This window comes from Hymenobacter psychrotolerans DSM 18569 (assembly GCF_900142395.1).
Classification (GTDB): Bacteria; Bacteroidota; Bacteroidia; order Cytophagales; family Hymenobacteraceae; genus Hymenobacter; species Hymenobacter psychrotolerans.
Genome location: NZ_FRAS01000022.1, coordinates 1 through 19,026, shown reverse-complemented (window position 1 = coordinate 19,026; position 19,026 = coordinate 1). Strand labels below are relative to the sequence as shown.

Genomic DNA, 19,026 nt, shown 5'->3' with positions numbered 1-19,026 from the left:
CTGTGAAAAAACCCCTTCTGCTCCTTATTCCGGCTCTGGCCACGCTCGGTCTTACCCAATGCCAGACCAGTAAGCCCGCCACTTCGGCAGCAGCTACCGCCCCGGCCGCCAGCCCCGAAGCCGCCAAGCAGAAAGAGTACACCTACCAGACCGTAGAAGGCGACCCGCTCAAAGCCCGCATCTACACCCTGGACAACGGCCTGACCGTTTACCTATCGGACTACGACGACGCGCCGCGCATCCAGACCTACCTGGCCGTGCGCGCCGGCTCCAAAAACGACCCCAGCACCGCCACCGGCCTCGCGCACTACCTCGAGCACATGGTGTTCAAGGGCACCTCGAAGCTGGGCACCCAGAACTGGACCGCCGAAAAAGCCGAGCTGGACAAGATTGAGGCCCTCTACGAGCAGTACCGCGCCCAGCGCAACGACCCCGCCGCCCGCAAGCGCACCTACCATCAGATTGACTCGATTTCCAGCGTGGCGGCCAAATACGCCGTGGCCAATGAGTACGACAAGGTGATGGGCGCCATCGGGGCCAAGGGCTCCAACGCCTACACGTCCGTGGAGCAGACGGTGTACCAGGAAGACATTCCGAGCAACCAGCTGGAGAAGTGGGCCGCCATTCAGGCCGAGCGGCTGGGGGAACTGGTGCCGCGCCTATTCCACACCGAGCTGGAAGCCGTGTACGAAGAGAAAAACCGGGGCCTCGACAACGACTTCAACAAAGAATACGAGGCCCTGAACCGCAGCCTCTACCAGAAGCACGAGTACGGCACCCAAACCACCATCGGCACCATCGAGCACCTGCAGAACCCGTCTATCACGGAGATTAAGCGGTATTTCGAGAAGTACTACGTGCCCAACAACGTGGCCCTGTGCCTCTCCGGCGACCTGGACTACGACCAGACCATTCGCCTCATCGACCAGTACTTCGGCAAGCTGCAGAGCAAGCCGGTGCCGGCCTTCACGGCCGCCCAGGAAGCCCCCCTCACGGCGCCCCTCGTGACGCAGATTGTGGGCCCCGATGCCGAAAACGTGATGCTCGGCTTCCGCTTTCCCGGCACGACCAGCCGCGAGGCGCTGGTGCTGCGCATGGTGGATAAAATCCTGAGCAACGGGCAGGCTGGCCTGATTGACCTGAACCTGAACCAGCAGCAGAAAGTGTTGCAGGCCGCCTCGTTCACCGACATCAACAACGACTATTCCTCGCACATCCTCTACGCCACGCCCCGCCAGGGCCAGAAGCTGGAAGAAGTGCGCGACCTGCTGCTCGCTCAGCTCGATAAGGTGAAGAAGGGCGACTTCCCCGACTGGCTGATTCCGGCCATCATCAACAACGAGCAGCTGCAGCGCACCAAAAGCTACGAAAGCAACGAGTCCCGCGCCGGTGCTTTCGTGGCGGCTTTCGTGGCCCGCACCGACTGGAAAGACTATCTGAAGCAGATCAACGACTTCGGCACCATCACGAAGGAAGAGGTGATGCGCGTGGCCCAGCAGTACTACGGCCCCGGCTACGCGGCCATCTACAAGCGCACCGGCAAAGACCCCAACGCCGTGAAAGTGGTGAAGCCGGCCATTACGCCGGTGCCCGTGAACCGCGAAGTAGCCTCCGACTTCTACAAGCAGGTAACCGGCCTGAGCAGCCCCGAGCTGCAGCCGGTTTTCGTGGATTACAAGAAGGACATTCAGGAAGTGAAGCTGGCTTCGGGCGTGCCGGTGTACTATACCCGCAACACCGAAAACAACCTCTTCAACCTGTTCTACGTGCTCGACCTGGGCACCAACAACGACCCCAGGCTGGGCCTCGCCACCGACTACCTGCAGTACCTGGGCACCGACAAATACACGGCCGCGCAGCTGCAGCAGGAGTTCTACAAGCTGGGCTGCTCCTTCGCGGTGCAGAGCGGGCAGGACCGCACCACCGTCAGCCTCTCCGGCCTCGACGCCAACTTCGAGCCGGCGCTGCAGCTGTTTGAAAGCCTGCTGGCCGCGCCCAAGCCCGACGCCGCCGCCCTCAGGAACATGGTGGCCGGCGTGCTGAAGTCGCGCCAGGATGCCAAGCTCAATAAGCAGGTGATTCTGAGCCAGGCCATGGTCAATTTCGCCAAGTACGGCCCCAAAAACCCCTTCACCACGCAGCTGAGCGAGAAAGAGCTGAAGGCCCTGAAACCCGAGCAGCTCACCGCTACCATCAAAACCATCCCCACCTACCAGCACCGCGTGCTGTACTACGGGCCGCGGCCACTTGAAAGCCGCGATTTTCGGCGCGAAGGGGCTGAAAATGTTATTGAATATCCTCGAGTAATAGGTGTGGCAGAAGAGCTTGGATATTTACATGGTGTTCCTGTAGCGCAGTTAACCAAGGAAAGGATTGCAGAGAATAAAAAGAATCACATTGAATTTGCTCTTCCGCTCACCCCTACCCCAGCGGCTAAGGACTTCGCCGAGCAACCCATGAACCAGCGCAAGGTCTATTGGGTGGACTACAATATGGTGCAGGCCGAAATCCTGTTCCTGACCAAGGGCGCCGTGTACGATAAGAGCATTGTGCCGACCACCAGCCTCTACAACGAGTACTTCGGCGGCAGCATGGGCAGCATCGTGTTTCAGGAGCTGCGCGAGAGCAAGGCCCTGGCCTACTCGGCCTCGTCGCGCTACGCCAACGCCGACAAGGCCGGCCGCAGCTCCTACAACCTCAGCTACATCGGCACGCAGAGTGATAAGCTGCCCGAGGCCATGGCCGGCATGAACACCCTGCTCAACGACATGCCCGTGGCCGAAGCCAACCTGCAAATCGCCAAGAACGCCATCCGCAACAGCATCGCCACGGAGCGCATCACCAAGTCCGACATCCTGCTCAGCTACGAGCGGGCCCGCCGCCTCGGCCTCGACTACGACCTGCGCCGCGACGTGTACGAGCAGACGCCCAACATGAGCTTCCAGGACCTGCAGAAGTTCCAGCAGGCCCGCGTGAAAGGCCAGAACCAGACTATCCTTGTTATAGGATCCAAAGACCGCCTCAATTTCAAGGAGCTGGCCAAGTACGGCCAGGTCCAGCAGCTCACCCTGAAAGAAATTTTCGGGTATTGACGCCGCACTTGCGCCTGTCATCCTGAGCGAAGCGAAGGACCTTCTCACGTTAGAACGACTCGTTCAATCACCCTTCCAGCGTGAGAAGGTCCTTCCTTCGCTCAGGATGACGGGCGAAGGACCGGCCCTCTCAACTACTACTAATAACATACAGCCCAAAGTACCTTCAACAATGGCAGAACAGAAAATCACCATCAAGAACGGCAAACTCAATGTGCCTGACCAACCGACCATTCCTTTCATCGAAGGCGACGGTACGGGTCCGGACATCTGGGCGGCCTCCGTGCGCGTCTTCAATGCAGCCGTAGAAAAAGCCTACGGCGGGGCGCGCAAGCTGGTGTGGAAAGAGGTACTGGCTGGTGAAAAGGCCTTCAAGCAAGTAAACAACTGGCTGCCCAACGAAACCCTCGACGCCTTCCGCGAATACCTGGTGGGCATCAAAGGCCCCCTGACCACGCCCGTGGGCGGCGGCATCCGGAGCCTCAACGTGGCCCTGCGCCAGGAGCTCGACCTCTACGCCTGCGTGCGCCCCGTACGCTGGTTTGAGGGCGTGCCCTCGCCCGTGCGCCACCCCGAGCTGACCGACATGGTCATCTTCCGCGAAAACACCGAAGACATCTACGCCGGCATCGAGTACATGAACGGCACGCCGCAGGCCCAGAAAATGCTGGAATTCCTGCAGGATGAGATGGGCGTGAAGAAAATCCGCTTCCCCGAAACCTCCTCGTTCGGCATCAAGCCCGTCTCGAAAGAGGGCACCGAGCGGCTGGTGCGCGCGGCCATCAAGTACGCCCTCGAGCACAAGAAGCCTTCCGTGACCATCGTGCACAAAGGCAACATCATGAAGTTCACGGAGGGTGCCTTCAAAACCTGGGGCTACGAGCTGGCCGAAAAGGAATTCGGCGACAAAGTGTACACCTGGAGCCAGTACGACAAGGTGCTGGCCAAGCAGGGCCAGGAAGTAGCCGACGCCCAGCAGAAAGCAGCCCTCGACGGCGGCAAAATCCTCATCAAGGACAGCATCGCCGATGCCTTCCTGCAGCAGATTCTGCTCCGCCCCGCCGAGTACTCGGTGGTAGCCACCCTCAACCTGAACGGCGACTACATCTCCGACGCGCTGGCCGCCATTGTGGGCGGTATCGGCATTGCGCCCGGGGCCAACATCAACTATCTCACCGGCCACGCCATTTTTGAGGCTACCCACGGCACCGCGCCCAAGTACGCCAACCAGGACAAAGTGAATCCCGGCTCGGTTATCCTCTCCGGGGCCCTCATGCTGGAGCACCTGGGCTGGCAGGAAGCCGCCGACCTCATCTACAACGGCCTCGAAGCCGCCATTGCCGCCAAGCGCGTCACCTACGACTTCGAACGCCTGATGGAAGGCGCCACCCTCCTGAAAACCTCCGAATTCGGCGACGAGATTATCAACCGGATGTAGTAGCTTGGCAGTAGCCAATCAACCACAGAAAACCCCGCGTTGGCTGCAAAGCTGGCGCGGGGTTTTGTTTAACTATTCAAAAATGCAACCCATTAAAATAAAATTTTTGTATCGCGAAGAAGGATCAGGGTCTATTACACCCATAAATGCAAAGGCGGTTCCTTCGCTTTCCTCCCCACCGAATACAAGAAATATGCATGCTATTATCACGACTAGCAAAGGAACTAGAATCAGAGGATTCGTTCACAAAAAACAGAAAAGCACTACTTATATAACAATACCTGAACCACACCCAGTAGTTCTATATTTTAATGCAGCTCAATCATTTTATCAACGCGTGGAAGAAAGTAGAAGACATCTTTTTGAACACTTAGAATCTTCTCAACCTAACGTTAATAGTCAATTGAATGCTTTATATGTATTTTTCAGTTATATGACTGCATACACCACATTTTTGTATAATACTATAGAGTCGTTTATGAATATATCCATCCCCATTGATTATAAGTATAAAAGAATCAAGAATACTCAAACAGAAATACTTGATCAAAAACAGATTCAGAGATTTGCAAAATTTGAGGAGAAAATCAAAAGTATAATTCCCGAAATAAAAGGGAAAATATTTCACATTGAAATGCCTCAGGAATACAACTATATTTTAAAATTAAAAGAATGTCGTGATGAAATAATTCACACAAAGAACTCACCCGATCCAGCACCATATGGCCACCTATTCAATTTAGCTTTAGATTTCAATTACAAGGATTCAATTTCATCAGTAATGACATATATAAACTATTATGAACCAGACCTCATTGAGTATCATTCCCCCCAAACTAGCGCAAGTTTATCACAGAATAACTCGTGACCAGTCCCTGAAATGTAGGCTGCACCTCCACAGGTCGGCACAAGTTATGCCCCGCATTCGCTCGGATAAGACAACACAAAAACAGGGCACCCGATGGGTGCCCTGTTTCATTTTCAATCAAGCAGCTTACGCCTGATCGGCTTTTCGTTCGCGGCGCACGCGCTTCAGCAGCTGCTTGAAGGTGTAGTCCTCCGCTTTGGCCTTGTCGGAGCGGGCGTAGAGGGCTTTGCCATCGTTGAAGAGGTGCATCATCTGCTCGTAGAGAGCGTTGAGCACCGTCATATTTTCCTCGGTGTTGCCCTTCTGGGCGCTCATCTGGCTGCCCTGGCTGGTGGTGTCCTTCACCAGCGCCTCGTAGAGGTCCTGCAGCTGCTGGGTGTCGGCGGGCTTCTGGCCCTTGGCCGTCAGGGCCGCCTTGTTGGCCTCAATGTTCTGGAGCAGCGTTTTGAGGGCCGCTTCCAGGCCCGAGTGGTCGTCGTTGTTGCGGGCACGGCGGGCCTGCTCCAGCCCAAACCGGTCGGCGGGCACCGTGAGCGGGGTGGCGCGCCGCACGCGGGCCTCCAGAAAATCCAGCGTCCGGGGCAGCTCCTTGTACACGGCCTCAATGCGCTCCGTGAACACCATGCGCCTGGCAATCTGCACCGAGGTAGCCTCCAGCGCATCGGCCGCCGCTACGTGGGCATCATAGCCGCTGAGGAAGGCGGTAGTATAGTCCTCGGGCAACAATTCCTGAAAGTCGGCCTGGTCGCGCACGTAGCTCACGCGTAGCAGCCGCGCCAGCGGCACCAGTTCATCAATCCGGCAATGAAATTCACGCGTCAATCGGTCCATAAGGCAATGAATAAGAGGGTAAATGATTCGGGTAATATAGCAAAATGACTTGCACATACTCCTCAGCATTTCCCAACGATTTCCAGACCGTGCCCAACGATTTCCGGATAGTGCCCAAACACTTCCGGGCTGTGCCCAACGACTTCCAGACTGTGCCCAAACACTTCCGGGCTGAGCCCAACGCTTCCGGGCAGTGCCCAACGGTTTCCGGGTAGTGCCCAACGACTCCCGGGCAGTGCCCAATGGTTTCCGGGCCGTGCCCAACGACTTCCCGGCCGCCCCCTAGCGGCCCAGCACCCCGAAGGCCGACGTTTTGCCGGGCACGAAATCCAGCACGATGGAATTCATGCAGTAGCGCTGGCCGGTGGGCGGCGGGCCGTCGTTGAAAATGTGGCCCAGGTGGGTGTCGCAGCGGCCGCAGAGCACTTCGGTGCGCTCCATGCCGTGGGTGTGGTCGGCCTCGTAGCGCACGGCGGTGCGGCGCAGCGGCTCGAAAAAGCTGGGCCAGCCGCAGTCACTGGCAAACTTGGCATCGGAGCGAAACAGGGCGTTGCCGCAGGCGCCGCAGTAGTAGGTGCCGCGGGCGGTGGCGTTCCAGAGCGTGCCCGTGAAGGACGGCTCGGTGCCTTTGCCACGGGCCACGCGGTACACGTCGGGTGTCAGCACTTTCTGCCACTGGGCATCGGTGAGGCGCAGGCGGGTGGTATCGGTGCGCGAATAATAAGGGTTGGCGGGCTTGGGCTGCGGCCTGGTCTGGGCCTGCGCCGACCACGCACAGGTGGCGGCCAGCAGCAGCCCCGTAATACGAGAAAACATACACAGAGAAAGAAGGTGTGCCTACCCTACGAAGCAGCGCCACCGGTCGGTTCAAATTAGGAGCCAGCTACCCCCGGTTTCTGCGCGGCAGCCCACAATATTCCGGCATGGTCTGGTTTAATGTGTATTTTCGCTTCTACTCTTATTCCCCTCTATGATTCGTATGCTACCCTTGCGGCGCATGGCGCTGCTCTCGTTGCTGGCCCTGGCCACCGCCTGCTCCAAACACGACGAGACGCCCGCCACCCCGGCTACCCCGGAGCTGGCCACGTTCGAGAAAACCGTGCCCCTGCCCGCCAGCTACCGCTCACCCAGTGACGTAGCTGAGCTAACCGACGGCAGCCTGTTTGTGCTGGCTACTGCCGAAATATCCGTGTCCCCGCTGGTGGATCGGCCGGTGGGCATTAAGCTCACCGCCGCCGGCGACACGCTCTGGACCCGTCGCTACCTGTTTGGAACCGCCCCTCACTATGGCGTCGGCTATCAGTGCCTGCCCACTTCGGATGGCAACGTCGTCTTCACTGCAAAAACGTTGCTCTCCGCTAACATATACGAGCCACGCCTAACCAAGCTCAACGCCGCTACCGGGGCCGTCCTCTGGACCCTCGCCTTCCCCGACCGGATTTTCGTCTCGACCTGCCGGGTGGCTTCCACAGCCGACGGCGGCTTTTTGTTGGTCGATAACGAAAACGACCAGAGCTTCCGGCTGCACACCATCACGGCGGCCGGCACGCTGGCCTCCACCACCACGCTGCCCTACGGCCTAGTTTCCGACATTCGCCCTACCACCGACGGCAACTTTATTATAGCTAGCGTGCAGAACGCAGCCAGTCAGCCGCAGCCCGTGCTTACCAAGCTTACAGCGCAGGGCAGCGTGCTATGGAGCCGCCCTACTGCTGCCACCGGGTTTGGCGCTACCGTTAGTGTGGCACAAACCCCTGATGGCGGCTACGCCCTGGCCAGCGGCATCTCCTATACGAATTCGCTCAACCCCCTCCGCCTCCTGAAAACCGACGCAAACGGCCAGCAGCAGTTTGTACGCTCCTACCCCGCAACCGAGGGCTTCTCCACCCGTCTGGGCCTGAACGCCGGTAAGCTGGTGCTGGCAGGCGCCCTGACCACTTCCTCCGGCACCCTCACCAAGATGCATCCATTGGTCCTGCGCCTCGATGCCGCTACCGGCGCCGAAGAGCTGCGCCAGGCCCGCCCGCAGGTAGCATACGGCTCCGTAGCCAGCTTCACCACCACCCGCGACGGCAAGCTGCTGCTTTGCTCCAGCGAGGAAGGCAAGCTGGTGCTGCGCAAAACCAACCCCGACCTCACCAACTGAACTCCTCCCGCTTCCACGAAAAAGGGCACCTATGTAGGGTGCCCTTTTTTAGTGCCAGTTGTATCGGCTTAGGTATTGAGTACCTCGCCGCCGTTGGGGTGCAGTGCCTGTCCCGTGATGTAGGAAGCGTCGTCGGAGGCCAGGAACACGTAGCACGGGCCCACCTCGGAAGGCTGGCCGGGGCGCTTCATGGTGGTGTCCTTGCCGAAAGCGGCTACTTTGTCGGGCGGAAAGCTGGCCGGGATGAGCGGCGTCCAGATAGGCCCCGGCGCCACCGTATTGGCCCTGATTTTCTTGCCGGCGAGCTGCTGGGCAATGGAGCGGGTGAAGGCCGTAATGGCCCCCTTGGTCGCCGAATAATCCACCAGCTGCTCATTGCCCCGGTACGCATTCACCGACGACGTATTGATGATGGAGTCGCCTTCTTTCAGGTGCGGCAGCGCGGCCTGCGTCACGCGCACAAACGAGAAGAAGTTCACCTGAAACGTATCCTCGAACTGCGAGTAGGGCAGCTCCGTGAGGTCTTTGCTCACGAACTGCTCGGCGGCATTGTTCACCAGAATGTTGAGGCCGCCCAGCTGCTCCACGGTTTCATCTACAATGTGTTGGCAGAACTCCGGGTCGCGCAGGTCGCCGGGCAGCGTGAGGCAGCGGCCGCCTTCGGTTTCTACCAGCTGCCGGGTTTCGTAAGCGTCCTGCTCTTCGTGGGGCATGTAGGTGATGGCCACATCGGCCCCCTCGCGGGCGAAGTGCACCGCCACCGAGCGGCCAATACCGGAGTCGCCGCCCGTGATAAGGGCTACTTTGCCGGCCAGTTTGTCGGCGCCTTTGTAGCCGGGCCGGATGTACTCCGGCTGCGGCGTCATCTGCTGTTCTATGCCCGGCTGCTGCTCCTGGTGCTGCGGGGGCAGGGTCGTTGGTTTGTTGTCCATAGCGGTTAGGGTACTCTACATGATACAAGCCTATTCCAACGAGGGCCCGCACCTGGGGGTATAGCCGAGTATAGCCCTGCGCTAGTGAATGGAGGGGTTTCCGGTGTCGTAGGTGGAGTGCCCGGCCTGCACTACGCGCGCCGTCACGAGGAGCTGCCCGGTGTGGCGCGTGGTGTGCTCGGCGGCGTGCACCAGCAGCCCGATGACGGTGCTGGGCAGCCCCTGCCGTCCCACCGGCCGGAACTCGGTCAGGCTGGCTTCGGGGGTGGTGCGCAGAGTGGCCAGCATCTGCTCCACGGCCTCCGCAAACTGCTGCACCAGCGCGGCGGTGGTTTCGGGCGGCGTGGCCCCGTCTTTTTCGGCGGCCAGGAAGCGGAACTGGGCTTCGGAAAGCGGCTCGTGGCGCGCGTAGGACTGCATGCGGCTGAGCACGCCCGCCAAATGGCGCAGATGAAACCCCACCGACGCCACCCCGGCCGGCCGTACCGGCAGCAGATGGTCGGGGAAGTCGTGGAGGGCGGCCTGCACTTCGGCGCGGGCCTGCAGCAGCGCGTGGGCCACGGGTTGCAGCAGCGGCGGCACGTCGGGCAGAGGGCCGCGCAGCCAGTATTCGGGTTGTGGAACGGAGGGCGTTGTCATGAGGTGTATAACTGCCGGAGCGGCCTGCAGGTTAGGAACAGCGGCAACTGCAACTATATTCACAAAAACCAATATCTTCCCAGTAGCAGCCGTATCCCTCTACCTTTTCCCCTTCCCGCTATGGCCCTCGACCTGCTTTCCGACGCCGTTGTAGATACCGTGTCTCTGCCCGCCACCAATGCCCGGGTGCTGAAGATGCGCGGTATTGGCAGCTCCAGCACCGTTACGGGGCTGGAAGTACGCCTGTCGCGCGTGTTCATCAAAGACAACCGCACCCCCAAAGTCTGGCCCTTCCCCGGCTTCGCCGACGTGTATCTGCTGCTGGTTGTGTTCGACAACCTCAACCCCGAGCCGCAGGCCCTGACGCTCTCCGGCTTTGCCCGCATCGACGACGGCGAAGACGTGCCCGTGGACAAAACCGCCTACCTCTGGAAGCAGCAGGACCCGGCCGACCCCGCACCCTCGCAGGTACACGTGCTGCTCTCGGTGCTCAAGAGCAAGAAGGGCCTGCGCGATACGGCCGCCATACTGGCCCAGGCCCGCGACTCCGACGACTACCGCAGCCTGGTGGGCGAGGTGGTGGGGGCCATTGCCGGCGCCCCGGCCCGCACCGCCGAAATCATTCTGCGGCTGGGCGCCGTGGTGGGCAATCTGCTGAAAGAGGTGGAAGACAAGCCGCTGTTTACGCAGGTCATCAGCTTCACCGACATCAACGGCGACTTCGACAACCTGGGCAAAACGCCGGTGGTGAAGATGAACAACTACGTGCAAACCACCCTCACGCTGGTCGTGCGCGACCCGTCCCGCGAGCCGGCTGCGTAGTGTTCCGGCAGCACCCTGGCAGGATAGCCGCGCGGGTTTTATACCTTCCGGCCCGATTCCTGCGTTCTGCTTGCCTGATGAAACGTTTGTTGCCTCTTTTGCTTCTGCCCCTGCTGCCCGGTGCCGTGCCGGCGCGGGCGCAAGCTGCGCTGCCGGAGTCGGCGCGGCTGCTCACGCTGCGCATCAACGGCCAGCCCGTAGCGGCCGATACCAGCAGCTCCCGCTTCTTTCTGGGCGCCGACCGCGCCCTGCGCCTCAACATCGTGCGCGCCGACGACCCCGACGGCGAGGGCCTCACCATCATCATCGACCGGTTTCCCATCCAGGCCGGCACCTATGGCTTCCAGGAAATCCTGAGTGGCCGCAACCGCGACGCGTCGTACCGCTTTGGCACCGTATCGGCCTACTCCAAGTCCTGCGGCCAGAACACCGGCAACGTCACCATCACGGGCGTGAATGCCAGCCGCCACTGGCTGATGGGCACCTACTCCTGTCAGGTGTGCGAGGCGGGCCGCGGCGGCAAGCGCCTCACGCTGGAAGGTACGTTCCGGTATCCGGTGGAAAAGGAGTAAGCCCGCAGCTTCCTTTGAACCACAAAAAAAGCCCGGCCTCCTGACAGGAAACCGGGCTTTTGCGGGCTTGGTGCGGCTTACAGAGTAGCCAGATCAATCACGAAGCGGTACTTCACATCGGACTTCATCATCCGCTCGTAGGCTTCGTTGATGTAGTCCATGCGGATGATTTCCACGTCGCTCATCACGTTGTTTTCGGCACAGAAATCCAGCATTTCCTGGGTTTCCTTGATGCCGCCGATGAGTGAGCCGGCAATGCGGCGGCGCTTGGCAATCAGGTTGAAGGCATGCAGCTGCGGCGCTTCCGGTGGCACACCCAGCAGCACCATTGTGCCATCGAGGCGCAGGCTGCTGATGTAGGGCGTCAGGTCCATGGCGGCCGACACGGTATTGATGATCAGGTCGAAGTAGTTGCGCACCGACTTCATGGCCTCCGCGTCCTTGGTCACCACGAATTTGTGGGCCCCGAGGGCTTTGGCGTCGGCTTCCTTGGAAGGCGAGGTGCTGAGCACGGTTACTTCGCAGCCCATAGCGGCCGCAAATTTCACAGCCATGTGGCCCAGGCCGCCCAGGCCCATCACGGCCACCCGGTCGCCGGCCTTGGCGTTCCACTGGCGCAGCGGCGACCAGGTGGTGATACCGGCGCACAGCAGCGGCGCTACGCGGGCCAGATCCAGCTTCTCGGATACGTGCAGCACGAATTTCTCCGTCACGACGATGTTGTTGGAGTAGCCGCCGTAGGTGATGGAACCGTCTTTGTCGACGGCGCCGTAGGTGCCCACCGAGCCATTGTCGCAGTACTGCTCCAGGCCTTCGGCGCACTCGTCGCAGTGCTGGCAGGAGTCTACGAGGCAGCCGACGCCGGCCAGGTCGCCGGGCTTGAAGCTGGTGACATGCGCGCCCACTTCCGTTACGCGGCCCACAATTTCGTGGCCCGGCACCATGGGAAAGATAGAGCCGCCCCACTCGTTGCGCACTTGGTGCACATCGGAGTGGCAGACGCCGCAGAACAGAATTTCAATGCGCACATCGTGCGGGCCAACGTCGCGGCGCTGGAAATCAAACGGAGCAAGGGGAGCATGGGCCGCCGGAGCGGCATAGCCTTTAGATTCGGTCATGTAGTTAGGTTGAGGAAGGCTCGGTAAATCGGAAGTCAATAACCCTGTTGGAGGCAGAAAGTTTGTGCGGGCCCTGCTGTAGCAGATTCCCTGAACCGAACGGCGTCAGGAAGTGGCTTTGTCCATCTGCTGCTGGGCCGCGTCGTGGGTGGCGGCGGGCTGCACAGGCGGAGCTTCGGCCGCTGAGGGGCTGGTCCAGCCTTTGCGCAGCATCTGCTCCACCTGCGCCTTCAGCCGCTTCATCGATTCGCGGGAAAAACGCTTCTGCAGCATGCGCCCAAACAGCTTGAAGCCCAGCCAGTAGAACGGGTTGCGGATGCGGCCGGTCTGCGAAAACGAATGAATCCGGAACACAACGCGCCCGGTGGTGAGGTTCTTATGAACCGAAAAGTCAATCTGGCCCCGCTCGAAATGGCCTTCCAGCGTGCGGTAGTTGTAGCCCCACACCTGCTCCTGCTGGCCGTTTTCGAGGGTGTGCCGCTCGTCCGTGACGCCCCCAATCCGGACGCCAAACCAGAACGTGAACAGCAGAAACCGGCCGCGCAGCACCATCACGCGCTCCTCCAGCGGCTGGTCGGGCAGAAAGATGCCGGTGATGAGGCCGGGCGGCGGAAACGTGTAGTTGCGCAGCACCTCGCGGGCGGCGGCCCAGGAGCCGTGCGCTTCGGGCGGGCCGGGCGTTTCCAGCGGCAGCTCGGTTTCGTAGTCGTCCACGTTCCAGCCGGCTTCGCGGGTGTACTCGTGCGTGCGCTCCAGGTCGAAGTTGTAGCCGGCGTGCGTGTACGATTCGAGGCGGGCTTTCTGCAGCTCGTAGAGGGGCGTGGGCTTAGGCATCCTGCGTGACTTCGGTGGTAGAATCGGCCTGCTTTACGGTTTCTACGTGCACCGGGCCCAGCTGCAGGCCGCCGCTGCGCTCGGCCACGCGCTGGCAAAACGTTTCCCAGGTCTGCTGCTGCACCCGGCGGCCCACGCCCAGCGTGTCGTAGGTGAAAGCCACCAGCCCGTCGCGGGAGCGGGCCCAGGAGTGGATTTCGAAGCGCAGCGTATCGGGCAGTGTGGCGTGCGGGCAGAGCGTAAACCGGATCCGGCCCGCTTCGGGGTGGCTTTCCAGCGTCACCAGCTCAAAGTAGTCGTCCCCGATTTCCGACACCCGCACGTCGCCGTTCCAGGGCCCCAGAATCTTGATGCTGAACTCGTCGTCTACACTTAACTGGTGCTCCTGTCCTTCCGATTTTTCGAAATCGGCCAGCAGATCCGGCGAGTAGTCCGGAATGTTGTCTTTGATATGCTGAAAAAGCGCCGCCGCCGGCTGGCGCGGGTGCTGCACATCAACCCAGTAGCGGCGCTCGAAGTGTGGGCCGCTGCCGGTATGGGCGGGTTGCTCGGGTTTGTTGCTCATAGCGTTGTAGGAAGTGCGGGGTGTGTAGGCCACTAACGTGCCGGCCGCGGCCGGGGTTAGCGCCGGGCTTGGCGCGTTGGTGGCCGCGCCGGCCCGCCCAACCCGGCCGGCCTTCCGGCAGTACACCCGGCAGTGCTTTCTTATCTGCTCTGTTATGGCTTACTACCGCCCGCCCGGCCCACCCGCCGACCCACTCATTGTCCGTGACCTGACGCGCCTGCAGGAAACGATGCGCGCCCAGGTACGCCTGCTGCCCCTGCCCCGGGTACCCGCGCTTATTGCCGGCTGCGACTCATCGTTTCCCACGCCCGACACCATTCTGTCGGTGTTTGTGCTGCTGCGGTTTCCTTCGCTGGAAGTAGTGGAGAAAGTGTACCACACCAGCGCCGTGGAGCTGCCCTACATTCCGGGGCTGCTGTCGTTCCGCGAAGCCCCCAACCTGCTGCTGGCCTACGAAAAGCTGCAGCAGAAACCCGACGTGATTATGGTGGACGGGCACGGCATTGCGCACCCGCGCCGGATGGGCATTGCCGCGCACCTGGGGGTGCTGCTGGACGTGCCCACGTTTGGCGTAGCCAAGCAAAAACTTACCGGCACTTACCAGGAGCCGGCCCTCACGAAAGGCAGCATTTCGCTCTTGCTCGATAAGAATGGGGAGCTGCTGGGCGAAGTTATCCGCTCCAAAGACAAGATAAATCCGCTGTTCGTGAGCCCCGGCCACCGCTGCGACCAGGCCACGGCCACGCAGCTCACGCTGGCCTGCCTGCGCGGCTACAAACTCCCGGAGCCTACCCGCCTGGCCGACCACTGGGCGGAGGAATTCAAAAAAGAATTGAAATAGATTCTTTCACATATATAATATTCTATATTAGACCATCTTTCATCCTCATTTTAAGCACTATGAGAAAAACCTCTACCCTTCTGTTTGCTCTCACGGCCTGCCTGGCAGGTGCCGAGTTGCAGGCGCAACAGCTATTCTCCAACGGCAGCTTTACGACCGGGGCCACCGCCAAAAACGGCTCCGTGGCTCCTACCGGCTACACCTGGAGCGAAGTGCAGAACGATAATGGCGTGACGACCATCAGCAACGCCAACGCCGGCTTCTCGTCGCTGAAAAGCAGCGGGTTTGAACTGGCCGACGATTTCACCGTGCCGGCCGGCCGGCGCTGGAACATCAGCTCGGTAGGCGTGTATGGCTACCAGACCGGGTTTGCCGGCACTACGTCTCCTTTCACGGCCATCTACATCCGTATCTGGAACGGCCCGCCTTCCAATCCGGCCTCGCAGGTGGTCTACGGCGACCTGGTAACCAACCGCTTCAGTAGCAGCACCGATGCCCTGTCGTACCGCATCTTCAACTCGCTGTATCCTACGCCCGCAGCCACCGGCACCACGCGCAGAATATGGCGGGTAGTAGCCACGCTGCCTACTCCGGTTTCGTTGCCGGCCGGTACGTACTGGGTGAGCTATTCTACCACTACCTCGGGCACCACGGCCCACTTTATGGTGCCCATCACGACGGCAGGGCTGCGCCAGACTACCGGAGCCAACGCCCAGCAAGCCGGCTCCACTGGCGTTTGGGCCCCTATCCAGGACGAAGGCACGCCGGTAGGCCCCATCGTGAACATGGATATGGCCTTCGATCTGGAAGGCTCATCGGTGCTGGGCACCACGGCGGCGGCCCCGGAATTTGCGCTGCGCGTAGGTCCGGTGCCGGCTTCCAGCCTGGCCACGGCTGAGTTTGCCTCTCTGAAAAAGCCCGCCACTTTCGTCCTGACCGATATTCAGGGGCGCAGCGTCTGGAAAGCCAGCAGCGCCGTGGGCAGCACGTGGCTACAGGTGCCTCTGGAAGGCATGGCCGCCGGCACTTATCTGCTCACCATGACCTCGGAGCAGGGCAGCAGCCGGGCACGCCTGCTGAAGCAATAACACAGAGCACTGCGGCTACGGCCGCTATATCCCGGAGGAGTCGTTGAGGGCCTGCAGCAGGCTTCCCAGCGACTCCTCCGCTGTTTGCGGCAGTCCCAGCAGCCGGGCCGCCGCCGCATATACCACCCCGGGCGAGCCGGCCTCAGCCAGAATGCCGCGCTGCTGCCCGGTTTGCGTGGATTTGGAGAGCTTCTGGCCGGCGGTGTCCAGCAGCAGGCCGTGGTGCAGAAACTGTGCTTGCTGAAAAGATGCCATACCAGGCAACTGCGCTGCCAGCCACAGCTGCGCGGCAGTACTGGGCAGCAGGTCCAGCCCGCGCACTATCAGATTGACGCCCAGACGCACATCATCTACTACTGAGGCCACCTGATAGGCTGCTACACCGTCTTTCTTGCGAACCACAAAATCACCCAGCTCTTCGGCCAGCGGTACAGCCAGGGGGCCTTGCTGCACATCCGTGAAGCGTATCTGGGTGGCAGCCGGTACCCGTGCCCGCCAGGCCGTTTCGGGCGTACTCAGGGGCAAGGCCAGCTGCTGGCAGGTGCCGGGGTAGCGGCCATTGGGAGCAGTAGCAGTGCGCGCTAAGTCGGTGCGGGAGCAGCGGCAGGCGTAGAAGGCCTGCGGGTGCGCTGCCCGGGCAGCCTGCAGCGCCGCCTCGTAGGTGGGCAGGTACAGCAGCTGCGAGTAGTTGCGCTCGAAATCATCGGGGCCGGCAGGGCCGGCATCGTAGTCGAGACGCAGCCACTCCAGGGTGCGGAAGATATTGTCCAGATACGCCGGCCGGAACCGGGCCCGGTCCAGGTCGTCGATGCGCAGGTGCAGCGTGCCGCCGGCCCGGCGCGTAAGCAGCCAGGTCAGCGTGAAGTTGACGGCGTTGCCGAGGTGCAGAAAGCCGCTGGGCGTGGGAGCCAGCCGCGAAACCACCGAAACGGGAAGTAACATGACTATATTGGGAAGCCGGCAAATTACGCCCCCTGCCATTAGTCTCACTTTCTACAGCTGTGTGTATGCCGCGCATTCGTACTTCTATCAGGCTGCTGGCCACTGTGCTGCTGGTTTTTGCGCTGTCTGGCTGCTGCGGCGTTTTTGTTCAGTGCGACGCCTGCCCTCCCAACGAAGGCCTGACTTTCGTCTTCGAAACGGAACCTGCCAAAGGCGGCTTTCAGCCCGGCGAAATCCGCTCGGCTTATGTGGTGCGCTACACGCTCAACAACTACCTGCTGCCTCTGGATACCCTCCGCCAGCCCACCTATTCGCCGTACACCTATTCCAGCTTCGAAGAATCGGGGGTGGTGCTGTTCAGCACTGAGTTCAGCTACCGCATTGTGGTGCCGTCAGCATCGCGCCAATACGACATTACGGACATTGAGCTAAGCTATGAAGAAAGCTCCGGCTGCTGCGGCTGCAACCAGCTGCGCCGCCGCAAATTCAAGCGCGACAATGTGCTGACCATAGCGGATGCGGGTGATACGGAAGGGGTAATCCTGCGGCGCTAGCAGGCAGATTAAACCTGGCACCCGTTCGGGCATCCATAGAGCATCCGCTATACTTGTGGCTGCCCATGAAACACCTGCTCCTCTTCCTGCTTTTCTGCCTGCTCGTGGCCGCGCGGCCCGCGCAGGGCCAGCAGCCGCTCTACTTCCCCCCTGCGGCCGGCTCCGCGTGGGCCAGCACCACGCCGCAAGCCCTGGGCTGGTGCCAGCCTCAGCTCGATTCGCTGCTGAATTTTCTGGGCCGCAAAGGCACCAAGTCGTTTATCGTGCTGAAGGACGGGCGCATGGTAGTGGAACGCTACTACGGCACCTACACGCAGGATTCCAGCTGGTACTGGGCTTCGGCCGGCAAGTCGCTCACGGCTACGCTGGTGGGCCTGGCGCAGCAGGATGGTCTGCTCAACCTGACAGACAGCACCTCCCGCTACCTGGGCCGGGGCTGGACCTCAGCGCCGGCCGTGAAGGAGCGCCTCATTACTGTCCGGCATCAGCTCACGATGACCACCGGCCTCCACGACAACCCGCCCGCGCCCTGCGACAATGAAAGCCAGATGTCCGGCTGCCTGCTCTACCGCGCCGATGCGGGTACCCGCTGGGCCTACCATACCGGCCCCTACCGCCTGCTCCAGGACGTGCTGGCCAGCGCCAGCGGCCTCACCATCAACCAGTATACCAACCAGCGGCTGGCCTCCCGCATCGGTATGGGTGGGCTGTGGATAAACGACGTGTACTACAGCCGGGCCCGCGACATGGCGCGCTTCGGCCTGCTCATGCTGGCCCGGGGAAGCTGGAACGGCACGGCTATTCTGCGCGACACAGCATACTTCCGGCGCATGACCACGCCTTCCCAGACTCTCAACCGCAGCTACGGCTACCTGTGGTGGCTGAACGGCCAGCCCTCGTATATGCTGCCCGGCCTGCAGCTGGTGTTCAACGGTCCGCTGGTGCCCACTGCCCCAACCGATATGATAGCCGCCCTGGGCAAAAACGACCAGAAAATATACGTGGTGCCCAGCCAAGGGCTGGTGGTAGTGCGCCAGGGCCGCGCCGCCGATAATTCCGCGCTGGCTACTTCCGCCTTCGATACGCAACTATGGCGCTACCTGACGGCCACCACCGACTGCCGGCCGCTGGCTACCGCGCGGCCTGCCTTCCCGGCTGCCACACTCTACCCCAACCCCGCCACCGAATCGGTGACGGTGGGCGCGGTGCCGGGCAGCCGTCACCTGCGCCTGCTCGATGCGCTGGGCCGGCCGGTGCAGCAGTGGCCGGCCGCTCAGCGCAGTGTGTCGGTGGTGGACCTGCGCCCCGGCCTCTACCTGCTACAGTGGCTGGATGCACGTGGCGGCGTACTGGCCGCCAAACGACTCATTAAGCAATAGTTTGCTGGATTTCAGCCGATAGCAAGGCGTTTCTCTAAGAAGCTGTTTAAGTTAATCAGCTGGGATTAGCTTTGCTTGATGCAGCAGAAGCGGTATAGTTCAGACTTAACGGAGCGTCAGTGGAGGAAGTTAGCGCCCTTATTCGTGGTGCAGCGCACGAGTAAGTGGCCGCTGCGCGCGGTGGTGAATGGCATCTTCTACGTGCTCAAAAACGGTTGTGTGTGGCGCGACGTGCCGGCAGACTTTCCTCCCTGGCCTACGGTGTACTATTATTTCGGCAAGTGGACCGCCGATGGCACTTGGCAGCGCGTGAGTGGTTGTTTGACGCTGGAAGCCCGCGAGCGGGTAAAAAAAACGCCCAGCCC

General features: G+C 61.1%; 20 protein-coding genes. 12 read left to right on the top strand and 8 right to left on the bottom strand.

What is annotated here, in order from left to right:
• Positions 1-2: 2 nt before the first annotated feature.
• From BUE15_RS16940 to BUE15_RS21715, 3 genes are all read left to right on the top strand, one after another.
• Positions 3-3,092 carry a M16 family metallopeptidase gene (locus BUE15_RS16940; RefSeq protein ID WP_244535968.1) on the top strand — a complete coding sequence of 1,030 codons (3,090 nt, stop codon included), beginning with the start codon at positions 3-5 and terminating at the stop codon, positions 3,090-3,092.
• A 106-nt stretch (positions 3,093-3,198) separates the two neighbouring features.
• Positions 3,199-4,530 (top strand): NADP-dependent isocitrate dehydrogenase, encoded by a 1,332-nt coding sequence (gene icd / locus BUE15_RS16935; protein WP_262987469.1) that lies wholly within the window; start codon positions 3,199-3,201, stop codon positions 4,528-4,530.
• A gap of 82 nt (positions 4,531-4,612) precedes the next feature.
• A complete protein-coding gene (locus BUE15_RS21715; protein WP_139252371.1) occupies positions 4,613-5,398 on the top strand; it encodes a hypothetical protein in 786 nt (261 codons plus the stop codon).
• 126 nt (positions 5,399-5,524) lie between these two features.
• On the opposite strand, the gene BUE15_RS16930 is transcribed toward BUE15_RS21715, so the two are convergent.
• Positions 5,525-6,229, bottom strand: a complete 705-nt coding sequence (locus tag BUE15_RS16930; RefSeq protein WP_139252370.1) for a hypothetical protein — start codon at positions 6,227-6,229, stop codon at positions 5,525-5,527.
• 44 nt (positions 6,230-6,273) lie between these two features.
• On the opposite strand from BUE15_RS16930, the gene BUE15_RS22220 reads away from it, so the two are divergent.
• Positions 6,274-6,444, top strand: a complete 171-nt coding sequence (locus tag BUE15_RS22220) for a hypothetical protein (RefSeq protein ID WP_211617682.1) — start codon at positions 6,274-6,276, stop codon at positions 6,442-6,444.
• A gap of 67 nt (positions 6,445-6,511) precedes the next feature.
• On the opposite strand, the gene msrB is transcribed toward BUE15_RS22220, so the two are convergent.
• Positions 6,512-7,045 carry a peptide-methionine (R)-S-oxide reductase MsrB gene (gene msrB / locus BUE15_RS16925; protein WP_084549138.1) on the bottom strand — a complete coding sequence of 178 codons (534 nt, stop codon included), beginning with the start codon at positions 7,043-7,045 and terminating at the stop codon, positions 6,512-6,514.
• Positions 7,046-7,199: 154 nt separating this feature from the next.
• On the opposite strand from msrB, the gene BUE15_RS16920 reads away from it, so the two are divergent.
• A complete protein-coding gene (locus tag BUE15_RS16920; protein WP_139252369.1) occupies positions 7,200-8,375 on the top strand; it encodes an outer membrane protein assembly factor BamB family protein in 1,176 nt (391 codons plus the stop codon).
• A gap of 68 nt (positions 8,376-8,443) precedes the next feature.
• On the opposite strand, the gene BUE15_RS16915 is transcribed toward BUE15_RS16920, so the two are convergent.
• Together BUE15_RS16915 and BUE15_RS16910 are read right to left on the bottom strand one after the other, a co-directional pair.
• On the bottom strand, positions 8,444-9,307 hold the full coding sequence (locus BUE15_RS16915) for an SDR family oxidoreductase (RefSeq protein WP_073287773.1): 864 nt from the start codon (positions 9,305-9,307) through the stop codon (positions 8,444-8,446).
• Positions 9,308-9,388: 81 nt separating this feature from the next.
• Positions 9,389-9,946 carry a DinB family protein gene (locus BUE15_RS16910; RefSeq protein WP_073287771.1) on the bottom strand — a complete coding sequence of 186 codons (558 nt, stop codon included), beginning with the start codon at positions 9,944-9,946 and terminating at the stop codon, positions 9,389-9,391.
• A gap of 120 nt (positions 9,947-10,066) precedes the next feature.
• Here BUE15_RS16910 and BUE15_RS16905 point away from each other — a divergent pair, with 120 nt between their 5' ends.
• Positions 10,067-10,768: a hypothetical protein gene (locus BUE15_RS16905; protein ID WP_073287770.1), complete on the top strand. Its 702-nt coding sequence runs from the start codon at positions 10,067-10,069 to the stop codon at positions 10,766-10,768.
• Positions 10,769-10,866: 98 nt separating this feature from the next.
• A complete protein-coding gene (locus BUE15_RS16900; RefSeq protein ID WP_073287768.1) occupies positions 10,867-11,340 on the top strand; it encodes a hypothetical protein in 474 nt (157 codons plus the stop codon).
• 77 nt (positions 11,341-11,417) lie between these two features.
• On the opposite strand, the gene BUE15_RS16895 is transcribed toward BUE15_RS16900, so the two are convergent.
• The 3 genes from BUE15_RS16895 to BUE15_RS16885 all read right to left on the bottom strand — a co-directional run bounded on the left by BUE15_RS16895 (position 11,418) and on the right by BUE15_RS16885 (position 13,857).
• A complete protein-coding gene (locus BUE15_RS16895) occupies positions 11,418-12,458 on the bottom strand; it encodes an NAD(P)-dependent alcohol dehydrogenase (RefSeq protein ID WP_073287766.1) in 1,041 nt (346 codons plus the stop codon).
• A gap of 105 nt (positions 12,459-12,563) precedes the next feature.
• Positions 12,564-13,292, bottom strand: a complete 729-nt coding sequence (locus BUE15_RS16890) for a DUF1990 domain-containing protein (RefSeq protein WP_073287765.1) — start codon at positions 13,290-13,292, stop codon at positions 12,564-12,566.
• Positions 13,285-13,857 (bottom strand): DUF1990 family protein, encoded by a 573-nt coding sequence (locus BUE15_RS16885; protein ID WP_073287829.1) that lies wholly within the window; start codon positions 13,855-13,857, stop codon positions 13,285-13,287. The genes BUE15_RS16890 and BUE15_RS16885 overlap by 8 nt, the downstream gene beginning before the upstream one ends.
• 154 nt (positions 13,858-14,011) lie before the next feature.
• Here BUE15_RS16885 and nfi point away from each other — a divergent pair, with 154 nt between their 5' ends.
• Positions 14,012-14,698: a deoxyribonuclease V gene (gene nfi / locus BUE15_RS16880; protein WP_073287763.1), complete on the top strand. Its 687-nt coding sequence runs from the start codon at positions 14,012-14,014 to the stop codon at positions 14,696-14,698.
• A 59-nt stretch (positions 14,699-14,757) separates the two neighbouring features.
• Positions 14,758-15,786, top strand: coding sequence for a T9SS type A sorting domain-containing protein (locus BUE15_RS16875; RefSeq protein WP_073287761.1), 1,029 nt, complete (start codon positions 14,758-14,760; stop codon positions 15,784-15,786).
• 24 nt (positions 15,787-15,810) lie between these two features.
• Here BUE15_RS16875 and BUE15_RS16870 read toward each other — a convergent pair whose 3' ends face one another.
• Complete coding sequence (locus tag BUE15_RS16870) at positions 15,811-16,728, bottom strand: glutamate--tRNA ligase family protein (protein ID WP_073287760.1); 918 nt, start codon at positions 16,726-16,728, stop codon at positions 15,811-15,813.
• A 65-nt stretch (positions 16,729-16,793) separates the two neighbouring features.
• Here BUE15_RS16870 and BUE15_RS16865 point away from each other — a divergent pair, with 65 nt between their 5' ends.
• The 3 genes from BUE15_RS16865 to BUE15_RS16855 all read left to right on the top strand — a co-directional run.
• On the top strand, positions 16,794-17,282 hold the full coding sequence (locus BUE15_RS16865) for a hypothetical protein (RefSeq protein WP_073287758.1): 489 nt from the start codon (positions 16,794-16,796) through the stop codon (positions 17,280-17,282).
• A 65-nt stretch (positions 17,283-17,347) separates the two neighbouring features.
• On the top strand, positions 17,348-18,661 hold the full coding sequence (locus BUE15_RS16860; RefSeq protein ID WP_073287756.1) for a serine hydrolase domain-containing protein: 1,314 nt from the start codon (positions 17,348-17,350) through the stop codon (positions 18,659-18,661).
• A gap of 144 nt (positions 18,662-18,805) precedes the next feature.
• Positions 18,806-19,026, top strand: a 221-nt coding sequence (locus tag BUE15_RS16855; protein WP_170865296.1) for a transposase, incomplete at its 3' end; no start/stop codon positions are given.

What these genes read in the sequence shown, in the direction of transcription:
- BUE15_RS16875 (WP_073287761.1), top strand. Translation starts at nt 14,758, where the DNA reads ATGAGAAAAACCTCTACCCTTCTGTTTGCTCTCACGGCCTGCCTGGCA.
- BUE15_RS21715 (WP_139252371.1), top strand. Translation starts at nt 4,613, where the DNA reads ATGCAACCCATTAAAATAAAATTTTTGTATCGCGAAGAAGGATCAGGG.
- BUE15_RS16910 (WP_073287771.1), bottom strand. Translation starts at nt 9,946, where the DNA reads ATGACAACGCCCTCCGTTCCACAACCCGAATACTGGCTGCGCGGCCCT.
- BUE15_RS16915 (WP_073287773.1), bottom strand. Translation starts at nt 9,307, where the DNA reads ATGGACAACAAACCAACGACCCTGCCCCCGCAGCACCAGGAGCAGCAG.
- icd (WP_262987469.1), top strand. Translation starts at nt 3,199, where the DNA reads ATGACGGGCGAAGGACCGGCCCTCTCAACTACTACTAATAACATACAG.
- BUE15_RS16865 (WP_073287758.1), top strand. Translation starts at nt 16,794, where the DNA reads ATGCCGCGCATTCGTACTTCTATCAGGCTGCTGGCCACTGTGCTGCTG.
- msrB (WP_084549138.1), bottom strand. Translation starts at nt 7,045, where the DNA reads ATGTTTTCTCGTATTACGGGGCTGCTGCTGGCCGCCACCTGTGCGTGG.
- BUE15_RS16860 (WP_073287756.1), top strand. Translation starts at nt 17,348, where the DNA reads ATGAAACACCTGCTCCTCTTCCTGCTTTTCTGCCTGCTCGTGGCCGCG.
- BUE15_RS16885 (WP_073287829.1), bottom strand. Translation starts at nt 13,857, where the DNA reads ATGAGCAACAAACCCGAGCAACCCGCCCATACCGGCAGCGGCCCACAC.
- nfi (WP_073287763.1), top strand. Translation starts at nt 14,012, where the DNA reads ATGGCTTACTACCGCCCGCCCGGCCCACCCGCCGACCCACTCATTGTC.
- BUE15_RS16870 (WP_073287760.1), bottom strand. Translation starts at nt 16,728, where the DNA reads ATGTTACTTCCCGTTTCGGTGGTTTCGCGGCTGGCTCCCACGCCCAGC.
- BUE15_RS22220 (WP_211617682.1), top strand. Translation starts at nt 6,274, where the DNA reads ATGACTTGCACATACTCCTCAGCATTTCCCAACGATTTCCAGACCGTG.
- BUE15_RS16890 (WP_073287765.1), bottom strand. Translation starts at nt 13,292, where the DNA reads ATGCCTAAGCCCACGCCCCTCTACGAGCTGCAGAAAGCCCGCCTCGAA.
- BUE15_RS16905 (WP_073287770.1), top strand. Translation starts at nt 10,067, where the DNA reads ATGGCCCTCGACCTGCTTTCCGACGCCGTTGTAGATACCGTGTCTCTG.
- BUE15_RS16930 (WP_139252370.1), bottom strand. Translation starts at nt 6,229, where the DNA reads ATGGACCGATTGACGCGTGAATTTCATTGCCGGATTGATGAACTGGTG.
- BUE15_RS16920 (WP_139252369.1), top strand. Translation starts at nt 7,200, where the DNA reads ATGATTCGTATGCTACCCTTGCGGCGCATGGCGCTGCTCTCGTTGCTG.
- BUE15_RS16895 (WP_073287766.1), bottom strand. Translation starts at nt 12,458, where the DNA reads ATGACCGAATCTAAAGGCTATGCCGCTCCGGCGGCCCATGCTCCCCTT.